This window comes from bacterium Scap17, assembly GCA_013376735.1.
Taxonomy (GTDB): Bacteria; Pseudomonadota; Gammaproteobacteria; order Pseudomonadales; family Halomonadaceae; genus Cobetia.
Window position 1 is genome coordinate 2,585,153 of the sequence record VINJ01000001.1, and the last position, 24,769, is coordinate 2,609,921.

Consider the following 24,769-nt stretch of genomic DNA (forward strand, 5'->3'; position numbering starts at 1 on the left):
CGCCGTCATTAATCTTAAAACAAATCTATCTATAAGACTTTAACATACGTAGGTATCGCAATCATCAACTATTTAAAATCAACACAGAGTGCAATAAAAAATATAACGACGATTAACGACTACCTTTGCCAGTAAGAACAATGCGAACTGTACGCATTATTACTAGTATATCTAACCATAAAGAAAAATTCTTAATGTAGTAAAAATCGTATTCTAACTTCTCTACCATACCATCAATTTCAGCTGCATATCCCTGTTCAACTTGTGCCCAACCAGTAATTCCGGGTCGTACAACATGCCGATAATGAAAGAATGGCACATCTTTCTCATACCATTTTGTCAAACTCATTGATTCTGGACGCGGGCCTATCATGCTCATGTCGCCCTTTAATACGTTGAATAATTGAGGAAGTTCATCCAAGCGACATTTACGAATGAAGTGCCCAACACGGGTGATACGAGGATCATGGCCTTCTTGGGTGAAACCAGTGCCCTTCATGTCAGTATACATACTACGAAATTTGTAAACTGTGAAGGGACGACAATGGAATCCCATACGCTGCTGACAGAATAGCGCTTTACCAGGGCTATCCAGACGAATGGCAAGTGCAGTCAATAGCATGACGGGAGCCAGCAACGGAATAAGGATCAGGGCAGCGAAAATGTCCATGCCGCGCTTGATGACTTCATAGTCTTCACGCGGGGTGAGTGAACCAAACTCATTGGCATAGAGATGATCCAACAGTACCTTACCGGTAATCATTTCATGTGCCTGGGTGGCGTGATACACCGGAATACGGTGTATCGTGCAATCGGCAAGAAAACGCTGCCACTCTTCAGGGAGGTCAGCATGCAAGTCCGCGACTACTGCATCGATTCGCTTCATGCCTGCGAGAGTTGGTGATTCCATTTGATACCAATACACTGATTTGCTCTGATCACTGCACAATACTGATGCCTTGCCAAATGGCACTACTGCCATACGTTTGGTATTCACCTTACTGTCGATATAGTAGAAAGTACCACCAAAGATGATAGCCAATGCAAAGGAAATTCCCACCTGAAGGCGTGATACCTCAATGTCTAGCATACCACAGATGACAACAAGTAATGTATAGGATGCTGCAACTGTTGGAATCACATACGTGAAAGATCGTGTCCCTGGCAATTGACAAAGGCGATTTATTAGCTTTATTGATAATGAAAAGGAAGCTGCTGTCCCCAATATAGCATTCCACTGCGCAGATGTGGAAGTATTCCAAAAATCAATACCCCAACGGTACATGGCCGGTAAAATAACAACCAACAATACACCAAAACATGTTTGTAGCCTTTTGCTAGCTAATAATCGTTCATAATGTCGTGAATAGCGACGTTGATGCTCCATTGCAGTGCTCACCTCTTTCATGACATGTCCCTACGGTATTAGGTTTTGTACGAAAAGCCTTTTTGCTAATGTGGTCCATACACATCCAGTATAGGTGCGGTATGACAGGACGCTACGAAGTCTCTGATAGCCAATAGCAATTGATCGAAGACATTGTGTCATTGGACCAAGCGATGGGCAGGCCCAAGAAAGATGACAGGCAGATGCTGAACGGCATCTTTTGGGCCCTCTGCTCTGGCGCCAAGTGGCGCACCTTTCCGTTAATCATGGCCATTGGTGTACTGTCTACGCCGGGTTTCGACAGGGCGTGATGAGGTCATTTTTGAGACGGTCTTGTCGCGTCTCCAACTACGGCTTCACGAAGATAGGCTGATGGATCTGAAAACCTGGATGATCGGCTCAACTACTGTTCGTGCAGCACATGCCTCCGAGGGTGGAAGCAAACAAAGGGGTCTGCTGGGGAATCTCATCCGGCCACTAAAACATTGCCGCGACATCGTGGCAGACAAGGGCTATGACAGTGATGAGTTGCGCCGTTACTGAGATTGCGTTCGAATCAAGCCGATCATCGCTCACCAAGAGATGAAACGAAAACCGTGTCCAGGTCTCTCACACGGTTTCGATAAACCCATGTATCGTCTGGGTACATCGTAGAGCGCTCTTTCAGTTGGCTGAAAGAGTTCCGTCGCATTGAGACGTGATATGAGAAGTTGGCTCGCAGCTTTTATGCGATGGTATGCATAGCTTGCATACTCCGATGTCTACGAGCCGACTTTTCGTATAGAACCTAGATTATATCTAAAATTATAGATGACCTTAGATATTATAACAACTACTACTCTGCGAATAGATGTTAGCAGCCTTGCGTTCTACAGCATTTAAAACCCCGCCATTCACTGTTATTCCACAAACTTCTAGCCGCTTCAGCGAGGCCTCTATTTCCTTGGACGAATTTACCTCAAACCGTGATACCAAAAGTGTAGTACCCACAAGCTTACCAATGACGGCTGCATCAGTTACTTCTAGAATGGGTGGAGAATTTATGATTACTAGATCATAATTCTTACTAACTGTATCCAAAAACTCCTTGAACTTGTCTCTCATTAACAATTCCGAGGGATTTTGAGGGATATTACCGCGTGCTACATAGTAGAGTGGTTCATGTTTAGATACTGGCCTTATAACCTCTTCCAGCGCTTTTTGTCCTACAAGCAGGTTACTCAGACCGCATTCAGAGCTTTCATCAAAAATAGAATGTATATGGCCCTTACGCATATCTGCGTCTACTATCAATACTTTCTTGCCAGCTTGAGCACAGACTGCAGCCAAATTAACCGTAATAAAGCTCTTTCCAATACCTGAGCTAGGGCCTGCAACCATTAACGTATTAGAACTAGATTCGCGCATTGCGAAATGAAGACTGGTACGTAGTACTCGTAACGACTCTATAGCAAGGTCCGTAGGGGTACTCATGTACAATAGTTTATTATCAAACTTCTGAGCACGCTTATTCCATAAGGTTTTTTTGTTTCGATTTGATTGACTTTCTACGCCCGAAAACGGGATAGTAGCGTATACTGATAAACCCAGCATTTCCAGTTGGTCTGGCGATTCCACACTACTTCGAAAGCCGACACGTAATAGTATAATCCCTATGGAGAGCATCCCTCCGATTAGTATCGCAATAGTCAACAACATAGTTTTGCTTAACTTAACGTTCTGCGGAGAGACATCTACAACATCCATGATACTGATATCACCTATCATGCTAGCCTTGAAGACTTTTATCTCTTGCACTTTATTTAACAAATGTACGTAGTTTGCTCGAAGTACTGCCACATTGACTGAAAGGCGTAATGCTTCCTGGTCCGTGTCGCTCAGCTTTTCAACTCTGTCATTCAACTTTTTTAATTCACGTTCTCGCTGTGCTATTCTATCCAACAATGCGGCATATGTTGATTGACTTGGAATATAATATTTAGCGAGCTCGGTCCCCATTAACTCTAGCTGATTAACTTGAACTTCAATATTAATGATGCGATCTAAAAGGACTTTAGCCTCCAAAGAGAGTTCCTTCTCATCACTATGCGAGGCTCTCAAAGCCTTCAGACGCGATTCCGCTTTACCCAGCTGGATCCGTAATCTCGGCAACTGCTTCTCAAAATAACTGAGAGAGCTGGGAATTTCTTCACTTTGAAACTGAACGTTCTGTAAATAATATAGATCCCTTATCGCATCCAAGGTACGCTGTAGCTTGGGAGGATGCTCACCATTCAACGTTAATGACAGTATTCCTGTGTTGTCGCCGACCACTGTTACGGAAAGTGAATTGCGCAAATTGTCGACCACCTGCGCACGACTTGCATGAGTTAACACAAATTCTGCGCCCGGAGCCGCATGCAAGGAAGTTATACGCAATTGAATCTGACCATCGACAAAACTATTCAGTTGATTAATACTCCCTTTACCTAGCAGCTCCCCCTCCTTGAGCAGCTCATAATGTCCAGCATCAACAACACGTAGAGTAAAATTATCACCGATCATGGCCTCATCAATAGGCATTTCACTTATGGTAATGCTCTCGTTTGCCCAAGTACTCGCCCACCCTTGAGCAAAACTAGGCCGCTCCACTCCATGCCGCATGAGCAAGTTACCCAATACCGGTAAACGCTTTGGAGTGACATTGATGTCCAGATTGAGCAGGTCTATCACGCGGCTCAAGAGCACCCGGGATCTAATGTTCTCGATCGCAATTTCGGACTGAGAAAGCGGCTTCTGGACCAATTTTTGATTGTTGTTTGTTAGTGAATTGCTTGAAGTTTCACCCACAACTTGTATCTTGGCCTCTGCCTTGAAGGCTGGTATAGGCGTGAATATTGCGCTATAGATCAGCGCTAGAATGGCAAACAGAGCTGTGGTCGCAAATATCCATACCTTGTGGTCGATCAGGATGCCAAACAAACGCCCCAGATCAATAACATCCTCATCTGTGTCACGTCTGGCAGAATCTTGCACCCCGCTCGTGGTTTTATAATAATTTTGATTTTTATTCATATTACACCCTTCAAGTATATCTGCTCTTATGAGAGCTAGTAATAGTTGGTAATTAAGAAAGAGGTAGGCTTGCTTGCCCGCAGATTCTGAGTGCAACACCTGAGTTTATCTGTAAAGCATTACGCTCATATTATACTCAGAACTAGGTGTATGGGTCCCAGAAAGTAGTAGATGAGATGTTGATAGTATCGCTCAGGATCATCTTGCCAACGCTCAAGAATGAAACCAATGGGTATTTCCCCCTTGAGCGCTCGCAGAGCGCCGAGCATTGTTATAATGCCCAAAGATAGTCCTTTAGGTGGACACTAAGCTCTTCTAAGGTTGCATAATGGATGCTGCGGGAGTGGCTTCCTTGATCGTATTTTTTTATCCGTTCAACCTACCCGTTTGTCCAAGGATGGAAAGGACATATCAGGCGATGTTCGATGCCATGTCGATGGTAGACCACGCCGAACCAGTGTGGCTTGTTGGTTTCTGTTCCGCGTCGCTTAGCGAATTGCGCACAGTTGTCTGGCAGCACGGTGTGGGCCCGATACGGTAGCTGTTACAGCGTATCTTCGAGAAACTCAGCGGCCTGTTCCCGCTTGGCCTGCCGTTAAAGCCGGGCATGTACGAATTTGGAGGTACGATCGACCGCCACGAACAAATACGCCTTACCTTCATCGATACGGACTTCACAGATGTCTATATGTAGGTAACCGATCGGGTAATGTTTGAAGGATGGTTTGTCCCTCGTTTCAGGGATTGACGAGGTATCTGATTGATACCGTGATGCGCATACAGGCGAGCCAGGTGGTGTAGTGGCACAGTGAATCTGGCCACCTGACTTTGAGTGTATGATGGCTCACAGAGACAATCAGGTGCAGATGATGACGAAGAAGAGAACGTTTAGCCCAGAATTTCGCTTGGAAGCGGCCCAGCTCGTGGTCGACCAGGGCTACACGCTGAAGGCGGCGTGTGAGGCCATGGGGGTTGGCAAATCCACCATGGAGTATTGGGTTCGCAGGCTTCGCGCTGAGCGGGCAGGCAAGGCGCCGCTGAAAGGTGAGGCTCTGACGCCGGAACAGCGTGAGATCCAGGAACTGAAGCGCAAGCTGCGGCGAGTGGAAGAAGAGAAGGCAATATTAAAAAAGGCTACCGCTCTCTTGATGTCGGACTCCCTGAGCAATTCTCGATAATCGAGCGACTTGAAGAGAGCTACGCGGTGCAGCACTTGTGTCAGGTGTTTGGGGTGCATCGCAGTAGCTACCGGGCTTGGCGTAGTCGGGATAGAAGACCTTGTGAGACTGAGCAGAAGCTGCTGGATCAGGTTGTCGAGGCGCATACCGTCAGTAACGGCTCTGCCGGCGCTCGCAGCATTGCAAAAATGGTCACGCAGGCAGGAATACAGTTGAGTCGTTATCGGGCCAGCAGGCGGATGAAGCAGCTGGGGCTGATGAGTTCGCAGCCGCCGAGGCACGCCTACAAGAAGGCTGATCAGCCACACCTTGATATACCGAATGTTCTTGATCGGGAGTTCGATGTAAAGGAGCCTAATCAGGTATGGACCGGCGACATTACCTATAATATTTGGACAGGGGCACGCTGGGCTTATCTGGCAGTCGTCATCGATTTGTATGCTCGTAAACCCGTGGGGTGGGCATTGTCCCTATCGCCGAACACGGAGTTGGTAAAAAAGGCGCTGACCATGGCCTACGAATCGCGTGGAGAGCCACAGAATATCCTATTTCATTCGGACCAGGGGTGCCAGTACACCAGCCGGGCATTTCGGCAGATGCTCTGGCGCTACCGAATGACGCTGAGTCTCAGTCGCCGTGGCAATTGCTGGGACAATGCCCCAACAGAGCGCTTCTTCAGAAGCCTGAAAACGGAATGGATACCAGAGATCGGCTATCCCGATGTTGCTGCGGCGAAGCGATCTGTCACTGATTATATGATCGGCTACTACAGCAGGCTCAGGCCGCACAAGCATAACGATCGGTTACCACCGAACTTGGCAGAAAAGAACTACTGGAATGCTCAAAGCTCGGTGGCCAAAAAACACTTGACCACTACATGGTGCGCCGAAGGTGATCGCAGCAGTCTCCTCAAGATCTGTCAAAGAGGTAGAGTTTGGTTGCTTGCGCCCATGCGTTCATCTTCCACGGAATGGCGATAGCGCCATTTACGCACCGTTTTAGGATTAAGGTTATAGCGACGGCTCAACTCCGCGATCGAAGCTGACGATCGCTGCATGTCTTTTCGGATGGCGTGCATGGTCTTGGCGCGTTTTTTAAATACTTGAGCCTTTGATCCTCCTTTGATAAAGGTTCACACCATGGACCATTATCCCCTGGGCTAACCACCTAGCCCACACAGAAAGTGCTGCGGAAGCCAGACACGCTACCGCCCTGAGATATATGACGGCTCTTATCCCAAGGCCCTATCACGCCCTATCAGCACTGGCGTGACTGAGCTGCTCTCTCACAGAAACAGCCCTAATATGTAATATAATCTCACTTACTTAAAGGCTTTCTGAAATCAAAGTAAAAATCAGCATCTATAAAACTCAAAATATTTTCGCTTTCAATGGAGGATGGTACCACATGATGAGCCTCATTATAAAGGGGGTGACACGAGCAGCGCTTTCCAAGATAATCGAGACATAAGTTAGCTATAGCTCATAAAAATCCTAGCTTATAAGGTGCCACCTGAGTTGACTACACAACTGCACTCTACGTATGGGGCAGAGCAGGCAACTGAGTGCATACATACTTATCAAAGCATTGTACATCCCAATGCACTCCTCCAAAGCGTAACCCTTGGGTATCAATACCGATATGTTGCGAAAACCCAACTTGAAACATACCCCATCAGCAAATGCCGAGCACATCTTAAACTAAATTTTATTATTACGATCTCTGAGAGTTGATGTACTGCCTGCAATCTCCTACTTCAACTTTCACCTTAACAAAACATACATTGTCTTTAGTAATCAAACATCAAAACTAAGTTGGCTGCTGCAAGCAGCTAGGCCCCTTGACAATATGAATAGGCGATCGTCCTCTACAGATCTTGCTCTGAACGCCACATCCGCCTTTCAAGGACAGACGGACCAAGCTCCTCTCTGTTATGGATAGCTGAGGAGGGTGCCATGGGCGCGCAATGTAAAGCAAAATGTGCCGCGCTCCTCTTCCCGCCCATCGTGCTTCTTTCCCAGTATGAGTTAAGGAGACTATCAGTCTCCTCTCACGCTCGCACCCTGTAAACGAGCAATAAGGCAACGATTATGCACAATCCCTTTTGATTTGTCACTTATGCACCTGGTGATCGCATGGTGGCTTCGTGCTCACCAGCTCCATCCGCCTACTGACTCGATAACGACTCAACGATGTTCCAGTCTGCGTGCCCATTTTGGCAATGCGCAAGCGTCGGCAAACCATGGCTGACAACACATGTCTAGACAACCTGAAATTGCAGGCTTTTCTCCATCTCGCAAGGGTTTTTTACCGCAATTACGTCAGGCCCTGTAGCTGCTGTGAAGTGGTCCCCGGAATGCGGACCAGGCGCTAAGCTCTGATCAGACCGACCAGGAGAGCTTGATCATGAGCAGGAAACGTCGACAGTACAGCGGTGAGTTCAAAGCCAAGGTAGCCCTCGCCGCCCTCAAGGGAGAACAGTCCACGTCGGAGATCGCGGCCCACTTCGAGATCCACCCCACCATGGTGAGTCAGTGGAAACGCGAACTGCTGGACAACGCCACCGGCGTCTTCGAGAGCAAGAGTTCCGGAAAAACCGCCCAGAAGACCCAGGAGGAGATCGATACACTCTACCGCGAGATCGGCAAGCTGACGGTGGAACGGGATTTTTTGTCACGCGGGCTCGGTCGTTGAGCCGGGCCCAGCGCGTGGCACTGGTCGAGCCGCAGGCGCCCGACATCAGCCTCCGGCGTCAGTGCCAGCTACTCGGTATCAGTCGCTTCTCGATGTACTATCAGCGCAAGGCGCTACGGGCCTATGATCTGGAGCTAATGCGTCTGATCGACGCGGAACATCTGCGCACACCGGTCTATGGCTCACGACGGATGTCAGCCTACCTCAATCGCCTGGGACACGCAGTGAGCCGCAAGCGCGTTCAGCGACTAATGCGCGGGATGGGGCTACAGGCTATTTATCCGAAGCCATGCACCAGTCGGCCAGGCACGGGACATCGGATCTATCCTTACTTGCTGCGAGGGCGAGTCATCGACCGTCCCAATCAGGTATGGGCGACTGATATCACCTATATTCCTTTGGCGCGCGGGTTCATGTACCTGGTGGCCATCATGGACTGGCACAGCCGTCGCGTGTTGGCCTGGCGGGTCTCCAACACCCTGGATACAGACTTCTGTATCGATGCTTTGGAGGAAGCCCTGGCGTGCTATGGAAAGCCCGAGATATTCAATACAGATCAAGGCTGTCAGTTCACCAGCCAGTCGTTCACCGAAGTTCTGGAAGCCCATGATGTCCGGATCAGCATGGACGGCAAGGGACGCTATCAGGACAACATATTCGTGGAACGACTCTGGCGCAGTGTGAAGTATGAGTGCGTTTACCTGAAGGCTTTCGAGAGCGGCGCCCACTTGCGAAGGGATCTGAAGCGTTACTTCGCTTGGTACAACACGGAGCGGCCCCACCAAGGGCTAGACGATGCTACACCTGATGAAGTGTACTTCTCTCAACCACTGACCCAGGCGGCCTGACGCCGATGATGACCTGATCCGAGCTTAGACGACCCGTCAGGTGGTCCAATGGATGGGGTCCACTTCACTGCGGCCTACCCCAAATACTTGATACAAGTGCTGTGTATGGTCCCGGAAAATAGGATGGGATGTTGATAGAATCGCTCAAGATCGTCTTGCCAACGTTCGAGAATGAAACCAAAGGACGTTTCCCCTTGAGCGCTCGCAGCGATCGAGCACTGTTATAGCCCCAAAGATAGTCCTTTAGATGGGCGCTAAGCTCTCCTAAGGTCGCATAATGGAAGCTACGGGCGAGGGCTTCCTTGATCGTATGGTTTATCCGTTCAACCTGCCCGTTGGTCCACGGATGGATAGGACGTATCAGGCGATATTCGATGCCATGTCGATGGCAGACCACGTCGAACCGGTGCGGTTGTGGGACTCGAGCCTTGAGTCCTCCTCCGATATCGGTTGATACCATAGACCGTTACACCTCGGGACTGAACACCTAATATTTCCATCTCGTCCTTCACTCGTAGAAGCTTGCGCTTCAGCTCTTGGATCTCACGCTGCTCCGCTGTGAGAGCTTCACCTGCTGGCGGAGCTTTTCTTGTGCGCTCACCCTGAGGTCTTCGATCTCAATATTTCATGGTAGATATGCCAACCCCCATAGCCTCAATCGTAAGTTCAGCCTGTATGACATGACCAGCTATCGCGACATGGATGACTACTGGCGCGGCTTCGCTTCCCTGGTCTGGAAGTGAACGACGCCATGAGATGGTCTTTGCCGCGCGGCGGTCTACGTAAAGAGCTGACATACGTAATAGTGCGATAGCTGCACTCACAAGAAGGCCCCGATCCACAGGATCGGGGCCTTCTTTCGCATCAGCTTCGTACAGATAACTGAGCAGTTTACCGGCTCATGTTATTTGCTCAGCGCTTGGTGAAGTTGTTGCGCACCAGGTCGACCACATCATCCATGCGGCCATTGAGCACTGCCTTGGCGGAGTAGAGTGCGGTGGAGGCGACCTGGCCGGCCTCGATATGCGGCGGCATCACCAGTTCCATACGGTTGACCTTGACCTCGAGAATGCCGGGGCCTTCCTGAGCCAGCAGGCTCTGCACCGCCTCATCCAACTCGTGCTTCTCCTCGACGCGACGCCCCCACAGCCCCATGGATTGCGCCAGCAGCGAGAAGTCGGGGTTCTCAAGTTCGGTATAGCTATCCAGAATGCCATCCACCTTCTGCTCGAGCTCCACGAAGCCAAGTGTGCTGTTGTTGAAGATGACGATCTTGAGCGGGATCTTCTCCTGCTTGAGGGTCAGCAGGTCCCCCATCAGCATGGCAAGGCCGCCATCGCCACACATGGCGATCACTTGACGCTGCGGGTAGGCCTTCTGGATGCCGATGGCCTGAGGATAGGCGTTTGCCATGGTGCCATGCATCAGACTCGGCAGCGTGCGGCGCTTGCCGTTGGCCCGAATGTGGCGCAGGCACCACACCATGGGGCTACCGCCATCGGCAGTGAACACGGCGTCCTGGCTTGCATAACGGTCCAGCGACAGAGTCAGTTCCTGCGGGTGAATCAGGTGGTCATCATCAGATGTGACGGCGGCTTCATCGCGAGCCTCGAGATACTTCTTGCGGCAGCTGTCGAGCCAGCCACGATCATCACGCGGGTCCACCCTTGTCAGTAGCGCCGCGCAGGTGTCCTTGGCGCTGCCAACCACACCGAAGTCCACCGGATGACGCAGCCCAATCTTGCCGGGGTCGATATCGACCTGAATCACCGTCGCCTTGTCCGGATAGAACTGGGTCCAGGCGAAGCTGCAACCGAGCAGCAGCAAGGTGTCACAATCCGCGACGGCCTCGTAGCCGCCCTGCAGCCCGAATACGCCGGTCATGCCGACTTCGAGCTCGTTATCGGGCTCGATGAAGTCCTTGGCACGCGACGTCCAGGCTATTGGCGCCTTGAGTCGTCGTGCCAGCGCCAGCACTTCCTCCTGCGCATGCTGACAGCCGATGCCGGCATAGATCGAGACCTTGCCCGGCGCATTCAGCGCCTCGGCCACGGCGGCCAGCTCCTGCTCGCCGGGACGAATCACCGGCGTAAAGCGATGGGCACGCCACGGCAGCGAGCCCTTGGGCTTCTGGGTGAACAGATCCCCCGGGACGATCAGCACCGCGACCCCGCCTTCCGCCAGCGCCTTCTGCGCCGCGATGGCGACCATGCGGCGGGCATTCTCGGGGTTGGTCAGGTACTCGCAGAACACGCAGTACTGGGAATAGAGCGCCTTTTGATCGACATCCTGCGGGAAGCCGACGCCCATCTCGCTGGTATCGATCTGCGAGGCAATGAACACCACCGGCGCGCCATTGCGATGTGATTCGATCAGGCCATTCAGAAAGTGCGTGCTGCCCGGCCCACAGGTACCGGCACAGCAGGAAAGCTCGCCACTGATAAAGGACTCGCCCCCTGCCGCGAAACCGGCCACCTCCTCGTGCCGCACATGCACCCACTCCATCTCGGAGCGCCGAATGGCGTCGGTGAAGTGGTTGATGGTGTCACCCACGATGCCGTAGCAACGCTTGGCGCCGGCCTCAAGCAGTGAGTCGACGATGATCTCGGAGACGGATGCTGACGAAGATGTAGTTAGTGCCATGTAGGTGCTTTCCTTTTCCGGTGAACTTTCGGGTCAGGATGAGCAATGCATTCACTCATTCGAATAAACAGTGAACATGACCTTGGGTCCAAGCCGCGGATAACAATGGCCAGCCTCGAAACTCACGTTGGCACACCGCGTTGCGCCAAGCGTACGATGAGGCCATACACCCTGGAGGCTTGAGGAGAACACCATGCAGCAAGCAGCGGGAAGCAGTGGCTCAATCAGCCTCAACCCCGACAGCAAACGCACGTCCATGGGCGAGCTGCTGGGTGTCGAGCTGCCGATCATCCAGGCCCCGATGGCCGGGGTCACGACTCCACAGTTGGCGGCCGCTGTCTGCAATGCCGGTGGACTGGGCTCGCTGGGAGCAGGAGCCACTGATGCAGCAGGCGCACGCCGCATGATCCAAGAGTTGCAGTCACTGACCGACAAGCCCTTCAACATCAATGTCTTCGTGCATCAGGCCCCCGTTCATGACACAGAACGTCAAACGGAATGGCTCAAATGGCTGACCCCTCACTTCCAGGCCTTCGACACAGAGCCTCCTACCCAGCTCGATGCGCTCTATACCAGCTTTGCCGATGATCCTGACATGTTGGCGATGTTACTCGAGACTCGTCCGCCGATTGTCAGCTTCCACTTCGGACTCCCCTCTTCGCAGGCCATTGCTGCCTTGAAGACAGCGGGCATCTCGCTCTTCGCAACGGCGACCTGCCTTGAGGAAGCCATCGCCATTGAACGAGCTGGTCTGGACGCCATCGTGGCGCAAGGGTTTGAAGCCGGGGGACATCGCGGCATGTTCGATCCACAAGCCGCAGATGCCGAGCTGAGTACTGCCGCATTGACACGGCTGCTGGTACATGAGACGCACCTGCCGATCATCGCCGCGGGCGGCATCATGGATGGTGCGGGCATTGCCGCTGCTCTCGCATGTGGCGCCGTGGCGGCACAGCTCGGCACCGTCTTCATCGCCTGCCCGGAATCCAGCGCCGATGACGCCTATCGAGACGCACTCACCGGGCCAGCAGCGCATCACACGCGAATGACCTCGATCGTCTCGGGCCGTCCCGCGCGCATTCTCGCCAACCGATTCGCCAGCCTGATGGAGGAGCCTTCACGCCTCACCCCACCGGACTATCCTCTGAGCTACGCGGCAGGCAAGGCGCTCAACGCCGCAGCCAGATCAAAAGGGGAAACCGGTTTCGGGGCGCAATGGGCGGGGCAAGGGGCCCCGCTGGCCAGGGCAATGCCAGCAGGCCAACTTACACAAACGCTGGGAGAGGAATACCACAGGGCATGCCAGGCGATGACATGTCCGGCGATACGCTGTTGAGTCACCCGTTCACTCGACCAATTCCAGCACCTTGCTCATGCCCTGGTGCATATGCTCATCGATATGCGCGAGCATGTCCGGCAGCGAGTCACCGGTGGCAAGCGCCACATAGCGGTCATGGGCTTCACGCGATGGGCCGGGCCGCTGATGGGCCCGCTGGTGAAGCACGAAATAACACTGCAGGTGCGGTCGTATACGCTCCCAATCCGCCAACAGGAATTCATTGCCCGAGACCTCGTGGCACCAACCATGCAGATGCAGCTCGGCGATGATGGCGCCTTCACTGTCACGCCGCCCGATGGCGTCGCTCAAGGCGTGCTGACGCCGAATCAGCTCGTCAGTCATCTGCACGGTCTTGATCGGCCAGAGAATATTGAAGGCCATTCTCTCCAGCCCCGCGCGATAGGCGTACAACTGGGCGAGATGGGCATGATCGAAATGACGGACTCGCACACCCTTGTAGGGCTCACTGACCAGCAACCCCGTACTCAGCAGATGGCGCAAGGCCTCTCGTACCGGCACCCGGCTGACGCCGAGTGCCTTGGAGAGATAGGCTTCAGTGAGCTTCATGCCCGGGACAAGAGTGCCCGACGCGATGAGGTCCTGGATCTGCTCAGCCACGCCCGACCACAGGGTGTCAGGGCGATGCAGCTTGCTGAAATCGTTCATGCCTTGCGAATCCCTCTGGTCACTTGCTCTCCTCAAGATAGGCTTCATAGAAGGCATTCAACTGCCGATAGGCCGGCCCCATTTCCCCTATTCCGATCGTGCGACCATCAATGCACACGACGGGGGTCAGACCGCCTAAGGTACCGGTCACGAAGGCCTCTTCGGCACTATACACTTCAGCCAAAGTGAAGTCCTTTTCCCGCACCACCAGGCCGTTGCTGGCCGCCAGGTCAATCACTGCCTTGCGGGTCAGGCCATTGAAGTTGCAAAGGCCGGTGGAGGTCCAGACTTCACCCTTGCGCACGATGAAGAAGTTGGTGGAGTTGCAGCTGGCCACGAAGCCACGGCTATCCAGCATCAAGGCTTCATCCGCCCCGGCGTGCAATGCCTGAATCAATGCCTGGATGAAGTTGAGACGACTGTGGGAATTCAGGCGCAGGTCGAAGACATCCGGTGTGCTGCAGCGGAAGGTCGAGGTGAACAGCTTGATACCCTTCTGCTTGCGCTCGACATCGATCTTCTTGTATTCCGCCACGACGACGACCGTCGGGCCCTCGAGCACGAAGCGCGGGTCCTGGTTGGGCGTGCTCTTCAAGCCACGCGACACCATCAGACGGATATGAACACCATCGTGCATGTCATTGACGCGCAGCGTCTCGCGGATGATGCCGATCATGTCGGCGCGGCTCATGCCAAGGTCCAGATCGATCGAATTGGCGCCCTCGAACAGACGATCCATATGCGCATCAATCGCCAACAGCTTGCCATTGATCAGACGCATCCCTTCCCAGATGCCATCCCCGAGCACGAAGCCACTGTCAAAGATCGAAACCGTCGCTTCGTTGCGCTTCTTGAACTCGCCATTGACGTAGATGAGGACGTCATCGTTGCGCGGATCGGAGACATACGCCTGAGAACTGATAGTGGACATGGCCATGATCAAGCTTCCTGAGAAAGAGGTGAAGTTGTGACGGAATGTGCGGAATTCAGGGCGCGGCGCCCCTTCCAGAACGCGAGCCCGGTCATGGCGCTGATGAGACAGCCAGCCATGAAGGCGAAGTGATAGAACAGGTACGGGAGGTAATCGAGGGTCGCCACGCCGGTGGTGGCCGCCATGAAGACAGCACCGCTGGTCCAGGGAATCATCGGGCAGGACAAGGTGCCACCGGCCTCGCAATTGCGCGAGAGCACCCGTCGCTCGATATCCTGCTGCTCATAGAGATTGCGAGTCATGGCCGAGGCCGTGAACAACGAGACATAGGCGGCGCCACCGAAGACTGAGCCGAAGAATCCGCAGGTCACGGTGATGAGGGTAAGGCTGACGTCCCCCTTCACCATCCGCGACAGACGATTGCCCACCGAACGGATGACGCCGAGGCTTTCCATCAGCCCGCCGAGTCCGAGCGCGAAGATGACGATGACGACCACCGGCAACATGGACTGGATGCCGCCGCGGCTGAGAATCCCGCCGATCGTGGAGCCTTCCAAGGTCTGGGAATAGCCCTGATACAGCGACATGGCAGCTTCGAGAGGCGTTGCGCCCTGCACCCACCAGGCACACAGCACACCGAGGAAGGCCCCTATCGCGATCACCGGAATGGCGGGCTTGCGTGCCATCAGAAGACCGAGGGTGATCAACAACGGCAACAGCAACATCGGGCTGATCACGAATAGGGCATCCAGGTCACTCAACATCACCTGAGCGGACTGCATGGCTTGGGTTGATGCCGCGGAATCCATGCCCAACAGGTAGAAGCCGCCCAGTACGAGCACACCGGCAGGCAAGCCAACCCAGGCCATGGAGCGCACGTGATCGATCAGGGAGACATCACACAGAGAGGACGACAGGATGGTGGTGTCGGACAGCGGGGAGATGGCGTCACCGACATAGGCGCCAGAGATCACGGCCCCTGCCACATAGGGCAGCGGAATCTCGAACCCCGCACCGACGCCCATCATCGCGACGCCGACAGTCCCCACCGAGGCAAAGGAGGTACCTGTGACCAGGCTGGTCAAGGCGCAGGCCAGAAACGCGATGGGCAGGAAGGTACCCGGGTGGACGAGACTCAGGCCGTAATAGATGACGGTCGGCACGATGCCACCCGCGATCCAGGAGCCGACCACCGCGCCCACACAGGTAATGATCAGCACGCCTTCCATGCCACGCATGATGCCTTTCATCAGGCCCGCCTGCAGGCTGGGGTACGGCACCTTCAACATCCAGCCACACAGCATCAGCAGGAACCAGGCAGCGAACAACGCCAGTGCCACCGGCACCTTGAGCAGCAGGACGCTGGACATCAATAGACAGAATGCCAGGAAGATTCCCGACAGGGATGCCCCGTTCAACTCCGGGACGGAGGGGTTTTCAGTTGTCATGACTGCACCTTCTTAGAATTGTATACAGTACACACTAACTCTATACCGACCTTCCCGAGAGGCGCAAGCAACTTGTGTGAGCCCATAGACTCGAGCCCCTCATCAGGGAGTGATGAGGGGCTCGAAGCATGCTGACCTTGTTGATTCATGCCATTGGCTTACTCCTTGGCTGCCTTTCGCTTTCTTGCTCCATTCTCTACTGCCCCCTCTCTGCTCCTACCTCTACTCCCCTCTCGACTCCGCTCTCTATCCCCCTCCTGCCTCTGTTCTCTGGCCTGCCACCATCGGGTCAGGCTGCGCATCGGCGTTATTTCTTCTGTATTTCAAGATGTTAATGACGGCAGCCAAACGCTTTACATGTGAATGAAAAATACTTAAAAAATTTCACTTGAACGATTTTACTCGCCGTCTATTTTCATTTGTGACGCGAGAAGATTCATCGAGTGCTGTATCAGCTGCAGCGCATTCACTGACGATGGATGGGGACCTAGCCGGTTCGATGAAGGGCGACGTCCCAGCCCCCGCTCCCATGACAACAATAAAATCTGCTCTCGATATTCCTGTCGGCTTGTCAGGTGTCTGACGAGATCTGGCGTGGAGCATCAGGGCCCCTTCCTGGAGGCACCCCAGTGACAGCAACACGCAACCCCGCAGCGGCTGAGCGCGCTGTTAGCAACGGCGTTCCGCGCTCATCCGGTCTGCTTGGCGACTACGACAAGGGGCTGTTCTGGCCCGTCCTCAGCATATATCCTGATCATGATCTACGCCCTGGCGGCGCCGGAGCAGACCGGCGCGGCGCTGTCCGGCATACGTGACTTCCTGATCTTCAATTTCGGCTGGAGCTTCGTGCTCGGGGTCGCCGCGACGCTGATCTTCAGCTTCTATCTGTTGCTCAGCCCCTTCGGCAGCATCCGCCTGGGGCCGGATGATTCACGTCCTGAGTTCAGCTATGTGGCGTGGATCTCGATGATCTTTAGCTGCGGGCTGGGCATTGGCTTCGTGTTCTTCAGCGTCGCCGAGCCATTGACGCACCTCTACACCTCCTCGCATGTGCAGGACCTCAATCAGGTCGGCCAGCAGGCCGGGGTATCAACCGCGATCCGCAACACCCTGATGGACTGGGGCATGAATGGCTGGGCACTGTTTGCCGTGGCCGCCTGGGCCATCGCCTTTCCGGCCTATCGCCTCGGGCAGCCGCTGACGGTCGCCACCGGTCTATATGGTCTTCTGGGGGAGCGCTGCAACAGCAGTCTGTGGGGAAAGCTTGCCAACGGGCTTGGCGTGATCGGTACCATCGGCGGCAATGCCACCATGATCGGGCTGGGCGTCACCTCCATCAGCTATGCCTTGAAGGTGCTGTTCGGACTCGAGTTCGGCGCCTTCGGTCAGGCCATGGTGATGCTGGTGATCATCATCGCCTACGTGGCATCGGCGGCGACCGGCATCGGGCGCGGCATCAAGTACCTCAGCCTGCTCAACATGATCATGGCCGGCGCCATATTGCTGGCGCTGCTGGCCTTCGGTCACGCCCCGGCGCAGTACCTGCTGAACATGATCACCCAGCAGTTCGGTGACTACTTCGGCTCGGTATTCGTCAACCAGTTCTGGACCGACGCGGGCAGCTTCGAACAGCGTGAGTGGGTGGGCTGGTGGATGATCTTCTACTGGCTCTGGTACATCTCCTATATCCCCCTCTGCGGCGGTTTCATCGCGCGCATCTCCCGCGGCCGCACCCTGCGCGAATTCGTGTTCGGCGTGGTGGTGGTGCCGATGCTGCTGTCGATCGTGTGGTTCAGCATCTGGGGCGGCTCGGCCGGCTATGCCGAGGTCAATCAGATCGTACCGCTGTGGGAAAGCGTGCAGGGCAATCCGGAATCCGGCATCTACCTGTTGCTGCAGAGCATGCCCGGCGGCTGGTGGCTGTGCCTCGCGGTGCTGTTCAACATCATCGTCTTCGCCGTCACCACCTCGGATTCGGCCTCGTTCTTCTCGGCCATGCAGGTCTCCAATGGCAACGAGAACCCGAAGATCCTGATGCGCCTGCTGTGGGGCGTGATCATCGGCGTCACCGGCATCGTCTTCCAGCTCGCCGGTGGCTTCACCGCCATCAAGTGCCTGGCGATCGTGGTCGGCGCGCCCTTCTTCCTCGTCAGCATCGCTTACATGTTCTCGGTCTATCGCATGCTCAAGGCGACCCATGAACAGCCCGCGACGGCCATGCAGCCGGCCCCTCAGGTAAAGCCTCTGCCTGCCGAAGCCGTTGAGCCGGAAGCCCCAAGTGCTGTCTCACCCACCACGCCAGCTAGTACGCCCGCGCCGCCCTCCCTCCCGGGGTCGGGAAGCCAACCCATCCCGGGCGCGACCTAAACGGCATGACGGGCTCACGTCGACTCGAGCAGGCAAGTCACCCGAGCGCAACGCGCACGAACCAACACCGCCATTGATCGCCAATGACAATGATCACCAATGACAATGATCACCAATGACAACGATCACCAATGACAACGATCGCCAACAACAAGACGGATGGTGACCCACGATGACTGTCAAGCAGCCTTACAACCCTCACTACGACCCTCTCAAGGACAGCTCCCCAGGCGAAGGAGTGGATTATGCGCCGAGCTACTGGCGCTACCACGCAGGGCCGCCGCCAGAGAATGATGGCCCGGTCACTGACGACATGGAGGCCGACGTGGTGCTGATCGGTGCCGGCTTCACCGGCCTTGCCACGGCGATGTTCCTGGCGCGCGAGCATGGCATCAAGGCGGTGGTGCTGGAGGCCAATCAGATCGGCTGGGGCTGCACCAGCCGCAATGGCGGCCAGGGCCATCTGGCCTGGGGGCGCCTGAGTCGCAGCCAGTGGGTCAGGAAATGGGGCGTCGACATGGCGCGCCAGTTGCACGCCAATAGCCTGGAGGGTTTCGAGGTCTTCAAGTCCCTGACCCAGGACCCGGAGGTGGACTGCGAGCCTCAGCCACTGGGCAATCTGCTGATCGCCCACAGTCCGCAGGCCATGCAGCATCTCGAGGCCGAATCACGCCTGTGCAACAACATCCTCGGCTACCGGACCCGAACGCTGGACCGCGCGTCAGTGCATCGTGACTTCATGGGCGATCAGGAGAGTCACGGTGCGATGCTCGAGCCTGAAGGCATCGCGGTACAGCCGCTCAAGCTGGCCTACAGCTACGCGCGTATCGCGCGCCACCATGGCGCCAGAATCCACACCAGCAGCCCGGTGCAGCACTGGACAACCGAGAACGGCATCCACTATCTGCAGACGCCGGGTGGCACGGTGAAGGCGCGCGCGGTGGGCTATACCAGCCCCAATCTTCACTCGCTGACCGCCTATCGCAACATGCCGATCATGGCCAATTCGGTGTGGACGCGCACCCTGACCGACGATGAGATCGAGGCTTGTGGCCTGCGTTCGACCATCCTGACCACGGACACACGCAAGCTGCGTTATTACTATCGCCTACTACCCGAGAAACGCCTGCAGATCGGCACGCGTAGCGCCATCAGTGGCGCGGATGCGCAGAATGCCCGGCATCTGGATGTGGTGCATGAGGCCATCGCGCGCAAGTTCCCGGCGCTGGCCGGCATCGAGACGCCGTGGTTCTCGCATGGATGGATATCTCCCACGACATGATGCCGCGCATCGTGCAGCCGGACCCAAGCAGCAGATCTTCTACTCCCAGGGCTACAGCGGCAACGGCGTGTCGTTCTCGGCCTATGCCTCCAAGCAGCTGGCCGCGCTGATCGCCGGGCAGTCGTTGCCGGAGGCCCATCTGCCGATCTTCAACTCGCCGCTGCCCGCCCATCCACTCAGACCTATCCGGCGCATGGGCCAACACCTGCTCTACAAGTATTTCCAGGTGCTGGACAAGGTGAGCTGAGTAACGCCCCGCGCGAGTTCCGCCACTGATCGCCTCTATCACTTCTCAATACGCCGCGGCGCACTCCAATGCCGTCGCGACACCTCCCACTGACATGCCTCTTGCGGCATGCAAGCACCAGAGAGACGCACCATAAATCGTGAACAGATGACCGCAATGTTCGACGCCTTCAATCGCCACGCCATCGATGAGGTCATGGAGTACTTCGCCGACGATGTGGTCTTCGACACCGTGTCCGGCGATGAGGCGCACGGCACGCGTATCGTCGGTAAAGCCGCCGTGCGCGACGCCTTCGTGAATACCTGGACGACAATGCCCGATGTGCAGTGGGCCAAGGGCGAGTTCTTCTTCGCCGATCAGCGCGTCGTCTCCGAATGCACCTTCATGGCGACCCAGCCCGATGGCCAGCGTGTCGAAGCCGACAGCGTGGATCTCTTCACCATCGAGAAGGGCAAGATCACCCGCAAACAGGCCTTCCGCAAGCAGCGACCGGCCTTTACTCCAGCTGCCTGAGGGTAACGCGCAGCGCATACGCAAAAGGCCAGTCATCATGACTGGCCTTTTGCGTATCAACATCTATCTCGACACGACGATTTGATAACGACACAGGCTTATCTCTTGACGCCGCATGCTGATAATCTTGCTGATGAAAACCGCTGTATGCTTTTCATCCACATGAAACGCCACTCATTGACCGCCAGTTCCCATTGCCAAGAGGAAACCGGATGACCACGGACACAGACTCCTCACAGGCATCAACCGACAGCACACTAAGCAATGCAGAACAGGAAGACCGCCGTATCGGCAGGCAGCTGCGCGACCTGCGCAAGTCCCGCCAGCTGACCTTGAACCAACTGGCAGGCCAAGTCGGCAAATCCGTCGGCTACCTGAGCCAGGTGGAGCGTGGCGTCTCCTCGCTGCCCATCGGAGTGTTGCAGACGCTGAGTGACGCCCTAGACGTGCGCGTCAGCTGGTTCTTCCAGCCGGGCGGCAGTGACTCGGCGGCCGAGCAGGAAACTATCGTGCGCGCGGATCAGCGCCGCGCCATGAACCTTGGCACCATCGGTGCACGGGAAGAATTGCTCTCCCCTCGCCTGAGCGGTCAGCTCATCCTGATCATGACCCGCCTGCAGCCCGGTGGCAGCGGCGGCGAGACACCGCGTGAGCGGCGCGGTGAGGAAGCGGGCTATGTGGAAAGTGGCCAGCTGGAGCTGACCCTCGGCGAACAGATTTTCCTGCTCAACCCGGGCGACAGCTTCTCGCTCACCGGGGAAGAACCCCACTGGATTCGCAATCCCGGCGAGACCGAGACCCGCATCGTCTGGGTGATGACGGGCGTGGAGTACTGAGGCAGCGCGCTCAGGGGCTGCTTGTTCGCGCCATTTTATTTTCCTTCACTTATATACACCCCGCTGATGCATGTCCCTTCTGTTTCATGGCCCTCTTGGTTCATCTCCTCTCTCAATGGGGCATCTTGTCGCGCGTGGTGTAATAGACGCTATCGATATGCGAGAGCATGGCGCGTTCAGCAGCATCCGGGTCACCGGCACGTAGCGCCTCGACAATACGCACATGCTCTTCATAGCTGCGCTTGATCGAGCCGTGTTCGGCCATGACCTGGCGGCGAATGTTGAGCGCGTAGGTATAAAGCTCATCGGCATAGCGGATCAGGATCTCGTTGCGCGAGTATTCGGCGATGACGTGATGGAAGTTCTGATCCGAGAGCTGGAAGTTCACCGGCGAGTCGAAGTGCTGTGACTGGGCTTCCAGCAAGGCGTCCAGCTTCTTGAGCCCTGCTTCATCGATGTGCCGCGCAGCGCGGCGGGCGATGGCCGATTCCACCACGATCCGGCTCTCGAAGACGCTCTCGATATCCAGGTTGTTGAGCTCATCACCCTGTTGACGTGCGGGATGATTGCGGAAGCTGTCGATCACGGCCTCACTGGCACAGACGCGTGACTTGCTGCCGTGCGAGACATTCAAGAGGCCATAGCCCGTCAACAGCGCCAGCCCCCCGCGCACGGTCTCACGACTCACTTCAAACAACTGTGCCAGCTCACGCTCGCTGGGCAGCTCATCTCCATCGCGCAGCAGCCCCGTCAGGATCATCTCGATGAGCTTGTCGGCGAGAATTTCCTTCTTGGTCTGATTCTTCAGCGCTTTCTCGAAGGCGAAAGGCGTCTGCTTCATGCAGCCTCCACTGGTATATATTTCATACCAGCATAACCGACAACCGCATATCACGCATCCACAAACCGACCATGGTCGCAATTTTCGAGAAAACCTTGACCGATCAGCGTGGGCTCGGCTAATTTTTATCTCAACTGGTCCGGTAAACCAACCAGCAGACCATAAAGTGCGAATTGATTGAAGAAACCAACAACAACGCCAACTCTCACAAGGCTGGAATTCACATGTCAGCAACACGCCCTGTCATTGCCCTTACCCTTGGTGACCCCGCCGGTATCGGCCCGGAGCTGATCGCGCGCCTGGTCGCCGAACCCGAGCAATTCGCCGAGACCCACAGCGTGCTGGTCGGCGATCAGTGGCTGTGGGAGCAGGGCCAACGCCAGGCCGGTCTCTTCACCCAGCTGCCGCGCGTCGCAAGCTTCGCCGAGGCCCGCGAGCATGAAGGCCTGTCATTGATGCTGGTGGAAAGCGTGGCCCAGCAGGACGTGACGCTGGCCGAGGAAAGCGCCGCCTGTGGCGCCTCGACCCTCGCGGTGCTGTCTCGCTGCCTGGAAGCAGCCCAGAACGAGGAAGTCGACGCCATCTGCTTCGCGCCGCTCAACAAGCTGTCGATGAAGAAAGGTGGCCTCGGCCATGAGGACGAGCTGCACTTCTTCGCCGAGAAGCTCGGAGTCGAAGGCTATTTCTGCGAGTTCAACACCCTGGGGACGCTGTGGACCTCGCGCATCTCATCGCACATTCCGCTCAAGGACGCCGCCGAGTACGTCACCCAGGAGCGCATCATCGCCGCCAGCCAGCTGATTCATGACTCGCTGAAACTGGCCGGCTTTGAGCGTCCGCGCATCGCCGTCGCCGCCTTCAATCCCCACGGCGGCGAAGGTGGCACCTGTGGCCGCGAGGAAATCGACGTCATCGCGCCGGCCGTCGCGCGCTGCAATGAACAGGGCTACCCGGTCGAAGGCCCCTTCCCGGCCGACACCATATTTATCAAGGCGCGAGATGGCGAGTACGACGCCATCGTGACCATGTACCACGACCAGGGGCAGATCGCGATCAAGCTGCTGGGCTTCAAATCCGGCGTCACCGTCCAGGGCGGCCTGCCCATCCCCATCACCACGCCGGCCCACGGCACCGCCTTCGATATCGCAGGCCTTGGCAAGGCGGACGTCAACCCGACCCGCAATGCCTTCGCGATCGCCAAGCGCATGGGCACCAACCTGCGTGCACTGCGTCTCGAGACCGCTTTTGCCTGATGCCCTTGCGCCTCTCGCTCATGAACCTGAATCAACGCCATCCACAACAAGGATAATTCGATGAAGATCACCAACGTCAGAACCCGCGTCTTCGAATGGAAAGGCCACACCGTCCCTCCGACCGCCCACTTCTGCTCCAACGCCATGGACGAGCTGTGGGACAAGGGCGACTCGATGGGCACCTTCCGCTTCCACGGCTGGACAGTGGTGGAGATCGAGACCGACAACGGCCTGGTCGGGCTGGGCAACGTGGCGCTGGCGCCGCGCATCGCCAAGGCGATCATCGATCAATACCTCACGCCGCTGATCATCGGTCAGGACCCCTTCGACTACGAATACCTGTGGCAGCGCATGTACCGCTCCACCCACGCCTGGGGCCGCAAGGGCATCGGCATGGCCGCCATCTCCGGCGTCGATATCGCCATCTGGGACATCATGGGCAAGGCGGTCGGCAAGCCGGTCTTCAAGCTGCTGGGCGGGCGCACCAAGGAGAAGATCCCCTGCTACGCCTCCAAGCTCTACCGCACCGACCTCAAGGGCATGCAGGAAGAGGCCCAGTCCTATCTGGACCAAGGCTTCACCGCCATGAAGATGCGCTTCGGCTACGGTCCGCGTGATGGGGTCGAGGGCGTGCGTGCCAACCTGGATAGCGTGGCCGCCGTGCGCGAAGTCATCGGCGAGGATGTCGACCTGATGCTCGAGTGCTACATGGGCTGGAACCTGGACTACGCCAAGCGCATGTTGCCGAAGCTGGAACGCTTCCAGCCGCGCTGGCTGGAAGAGCCGGTGATCGCCGATGACATCGATGGCTACGCCGAACTCAATCAGCTGACCAGCATTCCCATCTCCGGCGGCGAGCACGAATTCACCCATTACGGCTTCCGCCAGCTGCTGGAAAAGCGCGCCGTCTCCGTCATCCAGTACGACACCAACCGGGTCGGTGGTATCACCGCCGCGCGCAAGATCAACGCCCTCGCCGAGTCCTTCAGCGTGCCGGTCATCCCGCACGCCGGCCAGATGCACAACTACCACCTGACCATGGCCTCACTGGCCTCCCCGATGAGCGAGTACTTCCCGGTGCATGATGTCGAGATCGGCAACGAGCTCTTCTACTACATCTTCAAGGGTGACCCGGAGCCGGTGAACGGCTTCATCGACCTCGACGAAGAGACCCCGGGGCTGGGCCTCGAGCTGAACAGCGACTACTTCGATCAGTTCAACATCATCGAGTGAGGAAGCCAT

General features: G+C 56.0%; 15 protein-coding genes and 3 pseudogenes. 10 read left to right on the plus strand and 8 right to left on the minus strand.

Annotated elements, in window-relative coordinates; genetic code table 11:
* Positions 1 to 112 precede the first annotated feature (112 nt).
* The gene (locus FLM52_10930; protein NVN56299.1) at positions 113 to 1,387 is read right to left on the minus strand and encodes a sugar transferase; all 1,275 of its coding nucleotides are present in this window, start codon (positions 1,385 to 1,387) and stop codon (positions 113 to 115) included.
* Positions 1,388 to 1,488: 101 nt separating this feature from the next.
* Between FLM52_10930 and FLM52_10935 the strand changes: the two are divergent.
* Positions 1,489 to 2,178: pseudogene (locus FLM52_10935) on the plus strand (transposase).
* Positions 2,179 to 2,203: 25 nt separating this feature from the next.
* Here the strand turns inward: FLM52_10935 and FLM52_10940 are convergent.
* Positions 2,204 to 4,441, minus strand: coding sequence for a polysaccharide biosynthesis tyrosine autokinase (locus FLM52_10940; GenBank protein NVN56300.1), 2,238 nt, complete (start codon positions 4,439 to 4,441; stop codon positions 2,204 to 2,206).
* A gap of 869 nt (positions 4,442 to 5,310) precedes the next feature.
* Between FLM52_10940 and FLM52_10945 the strand changes: the two are divergent.
* Positions 5,311 to 6,455, plus strand: a pseudogene (locus FLM52_10945) (IS3 family transposase).
* A 1,570-nt stretch (positions 6,456 to 8,025) separates the two neighbouring features.
* A protein-coding gene (locus tag FLM52_10950) for an IS3 family transposase (protein NVN56301.1) occupies positions 8,026 to 9,161 on the plus strand; the annotation gives its coding sequence in 2 pieces (ribosomal slippage) (positions 8,026 to 8,299 and positions 8,299 to 9,161; 1,137 coding nt in all).
* Between the two features lie 64 nt (positions 9,162 to 9,225).
* Here the strand turns inward: FLM52_10950 and FLM52_10955 are convergent.
* Positions 9,226 to 9,621 (minus strand): transposase, encoded by a 396-nt coding sequence (locus tag FLM52_10955; protein ID NVN56302.1) that lies wholly within the window; start codon positions 9,619 to 9,621, stop codon positions 9,226 to 9,228.
* A 452-nt stretch (positions 9,622 to 10,073) separates the two neighbouring features.
* Entirely contained in the window at positions 10,074 to 11,804 is a 1,731-nt protein-coding gene (locus FLM52_10960; GenBank protein NVN56303.1) for a ubiquinone-dependent pyruvate dehydrogenase, read from the minus strand.
* A 256-nt stretch (positions 11,805 to 12,060) separates the two neighbouring features.
* On the opposite strand from FLM52_10960, the gene FLM52_10965 reads away from it, so the two are divergent.
* On the plus strand, positions 12,061 to 13,140 hold the full coding sequence (locus FLM52_10965; protein ID NVN56304.1) for a nitronate monooxygenase: 1,080 nt from the start codon (positions 12,061 to 12,063) through the stop codon (positions 13,138 to 13,140).
* A gap of 9 nt (positions 13,141 to 13,149) precedes the next feature.
* Here FLM52_10965 and FLM52_10970 read toward each other — a convergent pair whose 3' ends face one another.
* The 3 genes from FLM52_10970 to nhaC are packed head-to-tail and all read right to left on the minus strand — an operon-like array spanning position 13,150 to position 16,188.
* Positions 13,150 to 13,866, minus strand: coding sequence for a GntR family transcriptional regulator (locus FLM52_10970; protein NVN56305.1), 717 nt, complete (start codon positions 13,864 to 13,866; stop codon positions 13,150 to 13,152).
* Complete coding sequence (locus tag FLM52_10975; GenBank protein ID NVN56306.1) at positions 13,829 to 14,752, minus strand: aminotransferase class IV; 924 nt, start codon at positions 14,750 to 14,752, stop codon at positions 13,829 to 13,831. The genes FLM52_10970 and FLM52_10975 overlap by 38 nt, the downstream gene beginning before the upstream one ends.
* Positions 14,749 to 16,188, minus strand: coding sequence for a Na+/H+ antiporter NhaC (nhaC, locus tag FLM52_10980; GenBank protein NVN56307.1), 1,440 nt, complete (start codon positions 16,186 to 16,188; stop codon positions 14,749 to 14,751). Before nhaC ends, FLM52_10975 begins: the two co-directional genes overlap by 4 nt.
* 756 nt (positions 16,189 to 16,944) lie before the next feature.
* Between nhaC and FLM52_10985 the strand changes: the two genes are divergently transcribed.
* From FLM52_10985 to FLM52_11000, 4 genes and pseudogenes are all read left to right on the plus strand, one after another.
* Positions 16,945 to 18,555 (plus strand): BCCT family transporter, encoded by a 1,611-nt coding sequence (locus tag FLM52_10985; GenBank protein NVN56308.1) that lies wholly within the window; start codon positions 16,945 to 16,947, stop codon positions 18,553 to 18,555.
* Between the two features lie 172 nt (positions 18,556 to 18,727).
* A pseudogene (locus FLM52_10990) lies at positions 18,728 to 20,084 on the plus strand (FAD-binding oxidoreductase).
* A gap of 108 nt (positions 20,085 to 20,192) precedes the next feature.
* Positions 20,193 to 20,597: a nuclear transport factor 2 family protein gene (locus FLM52_10995; GenBank protein NVN56309.1), complete on the plus strand. Its 405-nt coding sequence runs from the start codon at positions 20,193 to 20,195 to the stop codon at positions 20,595 to 20,597.
* A 212-nt stretch (positions 20,598 to 20,809) separates the two neighbouring features.
* Positions 20,810 to 21,433, plus strand: a complete 624-nt coding sequence (locus FLM52_11000) for a helix-turn-helix domain-containing protein (protein ID NVN56310.1) — start codon at positions 20,810 to 20,812, stop codon at positions 21,431 to 21,433.
* A gap of 112 nt (positions 21,434 to 21,545) precedes the next feature.
* Here FLM52_11000 and FLM52_11005 read toward each other — a convergent pair whose 3' ends face one another.
* Complete coding sequence (locus tag FLM52_11005) at positions 21,546 to 22,274, minus strand: FadR family transcriptional regulator (protein ID NVN56311.1); 729 nt, start codon at positions 22,272 to 22,274, stop codon at positions 21,546 to 21,548.
* 224 nt (positions 22,275 to 22,498) lie between these two features.
* Here FLM52_11005 and FLM52_11010 point away from each other — a divergent pair, with 224 nt between their 5' ends.
* Both FLM52_11010 and FLM52_11015 read left to right on the plus strand, forming a co-directional pair.
* Positions 22,499 to 23,527: a 4-hydroxythreonine-4-phosphate dehydrogenase PdxA gene (locus FLM52_11010; protein ID NVN56312.1), complete on the plus strand. Its 1,029-nt coding sequence runs from the start codon at positions 22,499 to 22,501 to the stop codon at positions 23,525 to 23,527.
* 60 nt (positions 23,528 to 23,587) lie between these two features.
* Complete coding sequence (locus FLM52_11015) at positions 23,588 to 24,760, plus strand: L-rhamnonate dehydratase (protein ID NVN56313.1); 1,173 nt, start codon at positions 23,588 to 23,590, stop codon at positions 24,758 to 24,760.
* The last annotated feature ends 9 nt before the right edge of the window (positions 24,761 to 24,769 follow it).

Excerpts from the sequence above, each read along its gene's own strand:
- FLM52_10995 (NVN56309.1), top strand. The coding sequence starts at position 20,193 with ATGCAAGCACCAGAGAGACGCACCATAAATCGTGAACAGATGACCGCA.
- FLM52_10970 (NVN56305.1), bottom strand. The coding sequence starts at position 13,866 with ATGCCTTCTATGAAGCCTATCTTGAGGAGAGCAAGTGACCAGAGGGAT.
- FLM52_10955 (NVN56302.1), bottom strand. The coding sequence starts at position 9,621 with ATGGTATCAACCGATATCGGAGGAGGACTCAAGGCTCGAGTCCCACAA.
- FLM52_10985 (NVN56308.1), top strand. The coding sequence starts at position 16,945 with ATGATCTACGCCCTGGCGGCGCCGGAGCAGACCGGCGCGGCGCTGTCC.
- FLM52_10930 (NVN56299.1), bottom strand. The coding sequence starts at position 1,387 with ATGGAGCATCAACGTCGCTATTCACGACATTATGAACGATTATTAGCT.
- FLM52_11005 (NVN56311.1), bottom strand. The coding sequence starts at position 22,274 with ATGAAGCAGACGCCTTTCGCCTTCGAGAAAGCGCTGAAGAATCAGACC.
- FLM52_11010 (NVN56312.1), top strand. The coding sequence starts at position 22,499 with ATGTCAGCAACACGCCCTGTCATTGCCCTTACCCTTGGTGACCCCGCC.
- FLM52_10965 (NVN56304.1), top strand. The coding sequence starts at position 12,061 with ATGGGCGAGCTGCTGGGTGTCGAGCTGCCGATCATCCAGGCCCCGATG.
- FLM52_10960 (NVN56303.1), bottom strand. The coding sequence starts at position 11,804 with ATGGCACTAACTACATCTTCGTCAGCATCCGTCTCCGAGATCATCGTC.
- FLM52_11015 (NVN56313.1), top strand. The coding sequence starts at position 23,588 with ATGAAGATCACCAACGTCAGAACCCGCGTCTTCGAATGGAAAGGCCAC.
- FLM52_10940 (NVN56300.1), bottom strand. The coding sequence starts at position 4,441 with ATGAATAAAAATCAAAATTATTATAAAACCACGAGCGGGGTGCAAGAT.
- FLM52_11000 (NVN56310.1), top strand. The coding sequence starts at position 20,810 with ATGACCACGGACACAGACTCCTCACAGGCATCAACCGACAGCACACTA.
- nhaC (NVN56307.1), bottom strand. The coding sequence starts at position 16,188 with ATGACAACTGAAAACCCCTCCGTCCCGGAGTTGAACGGGGCATCCCTG.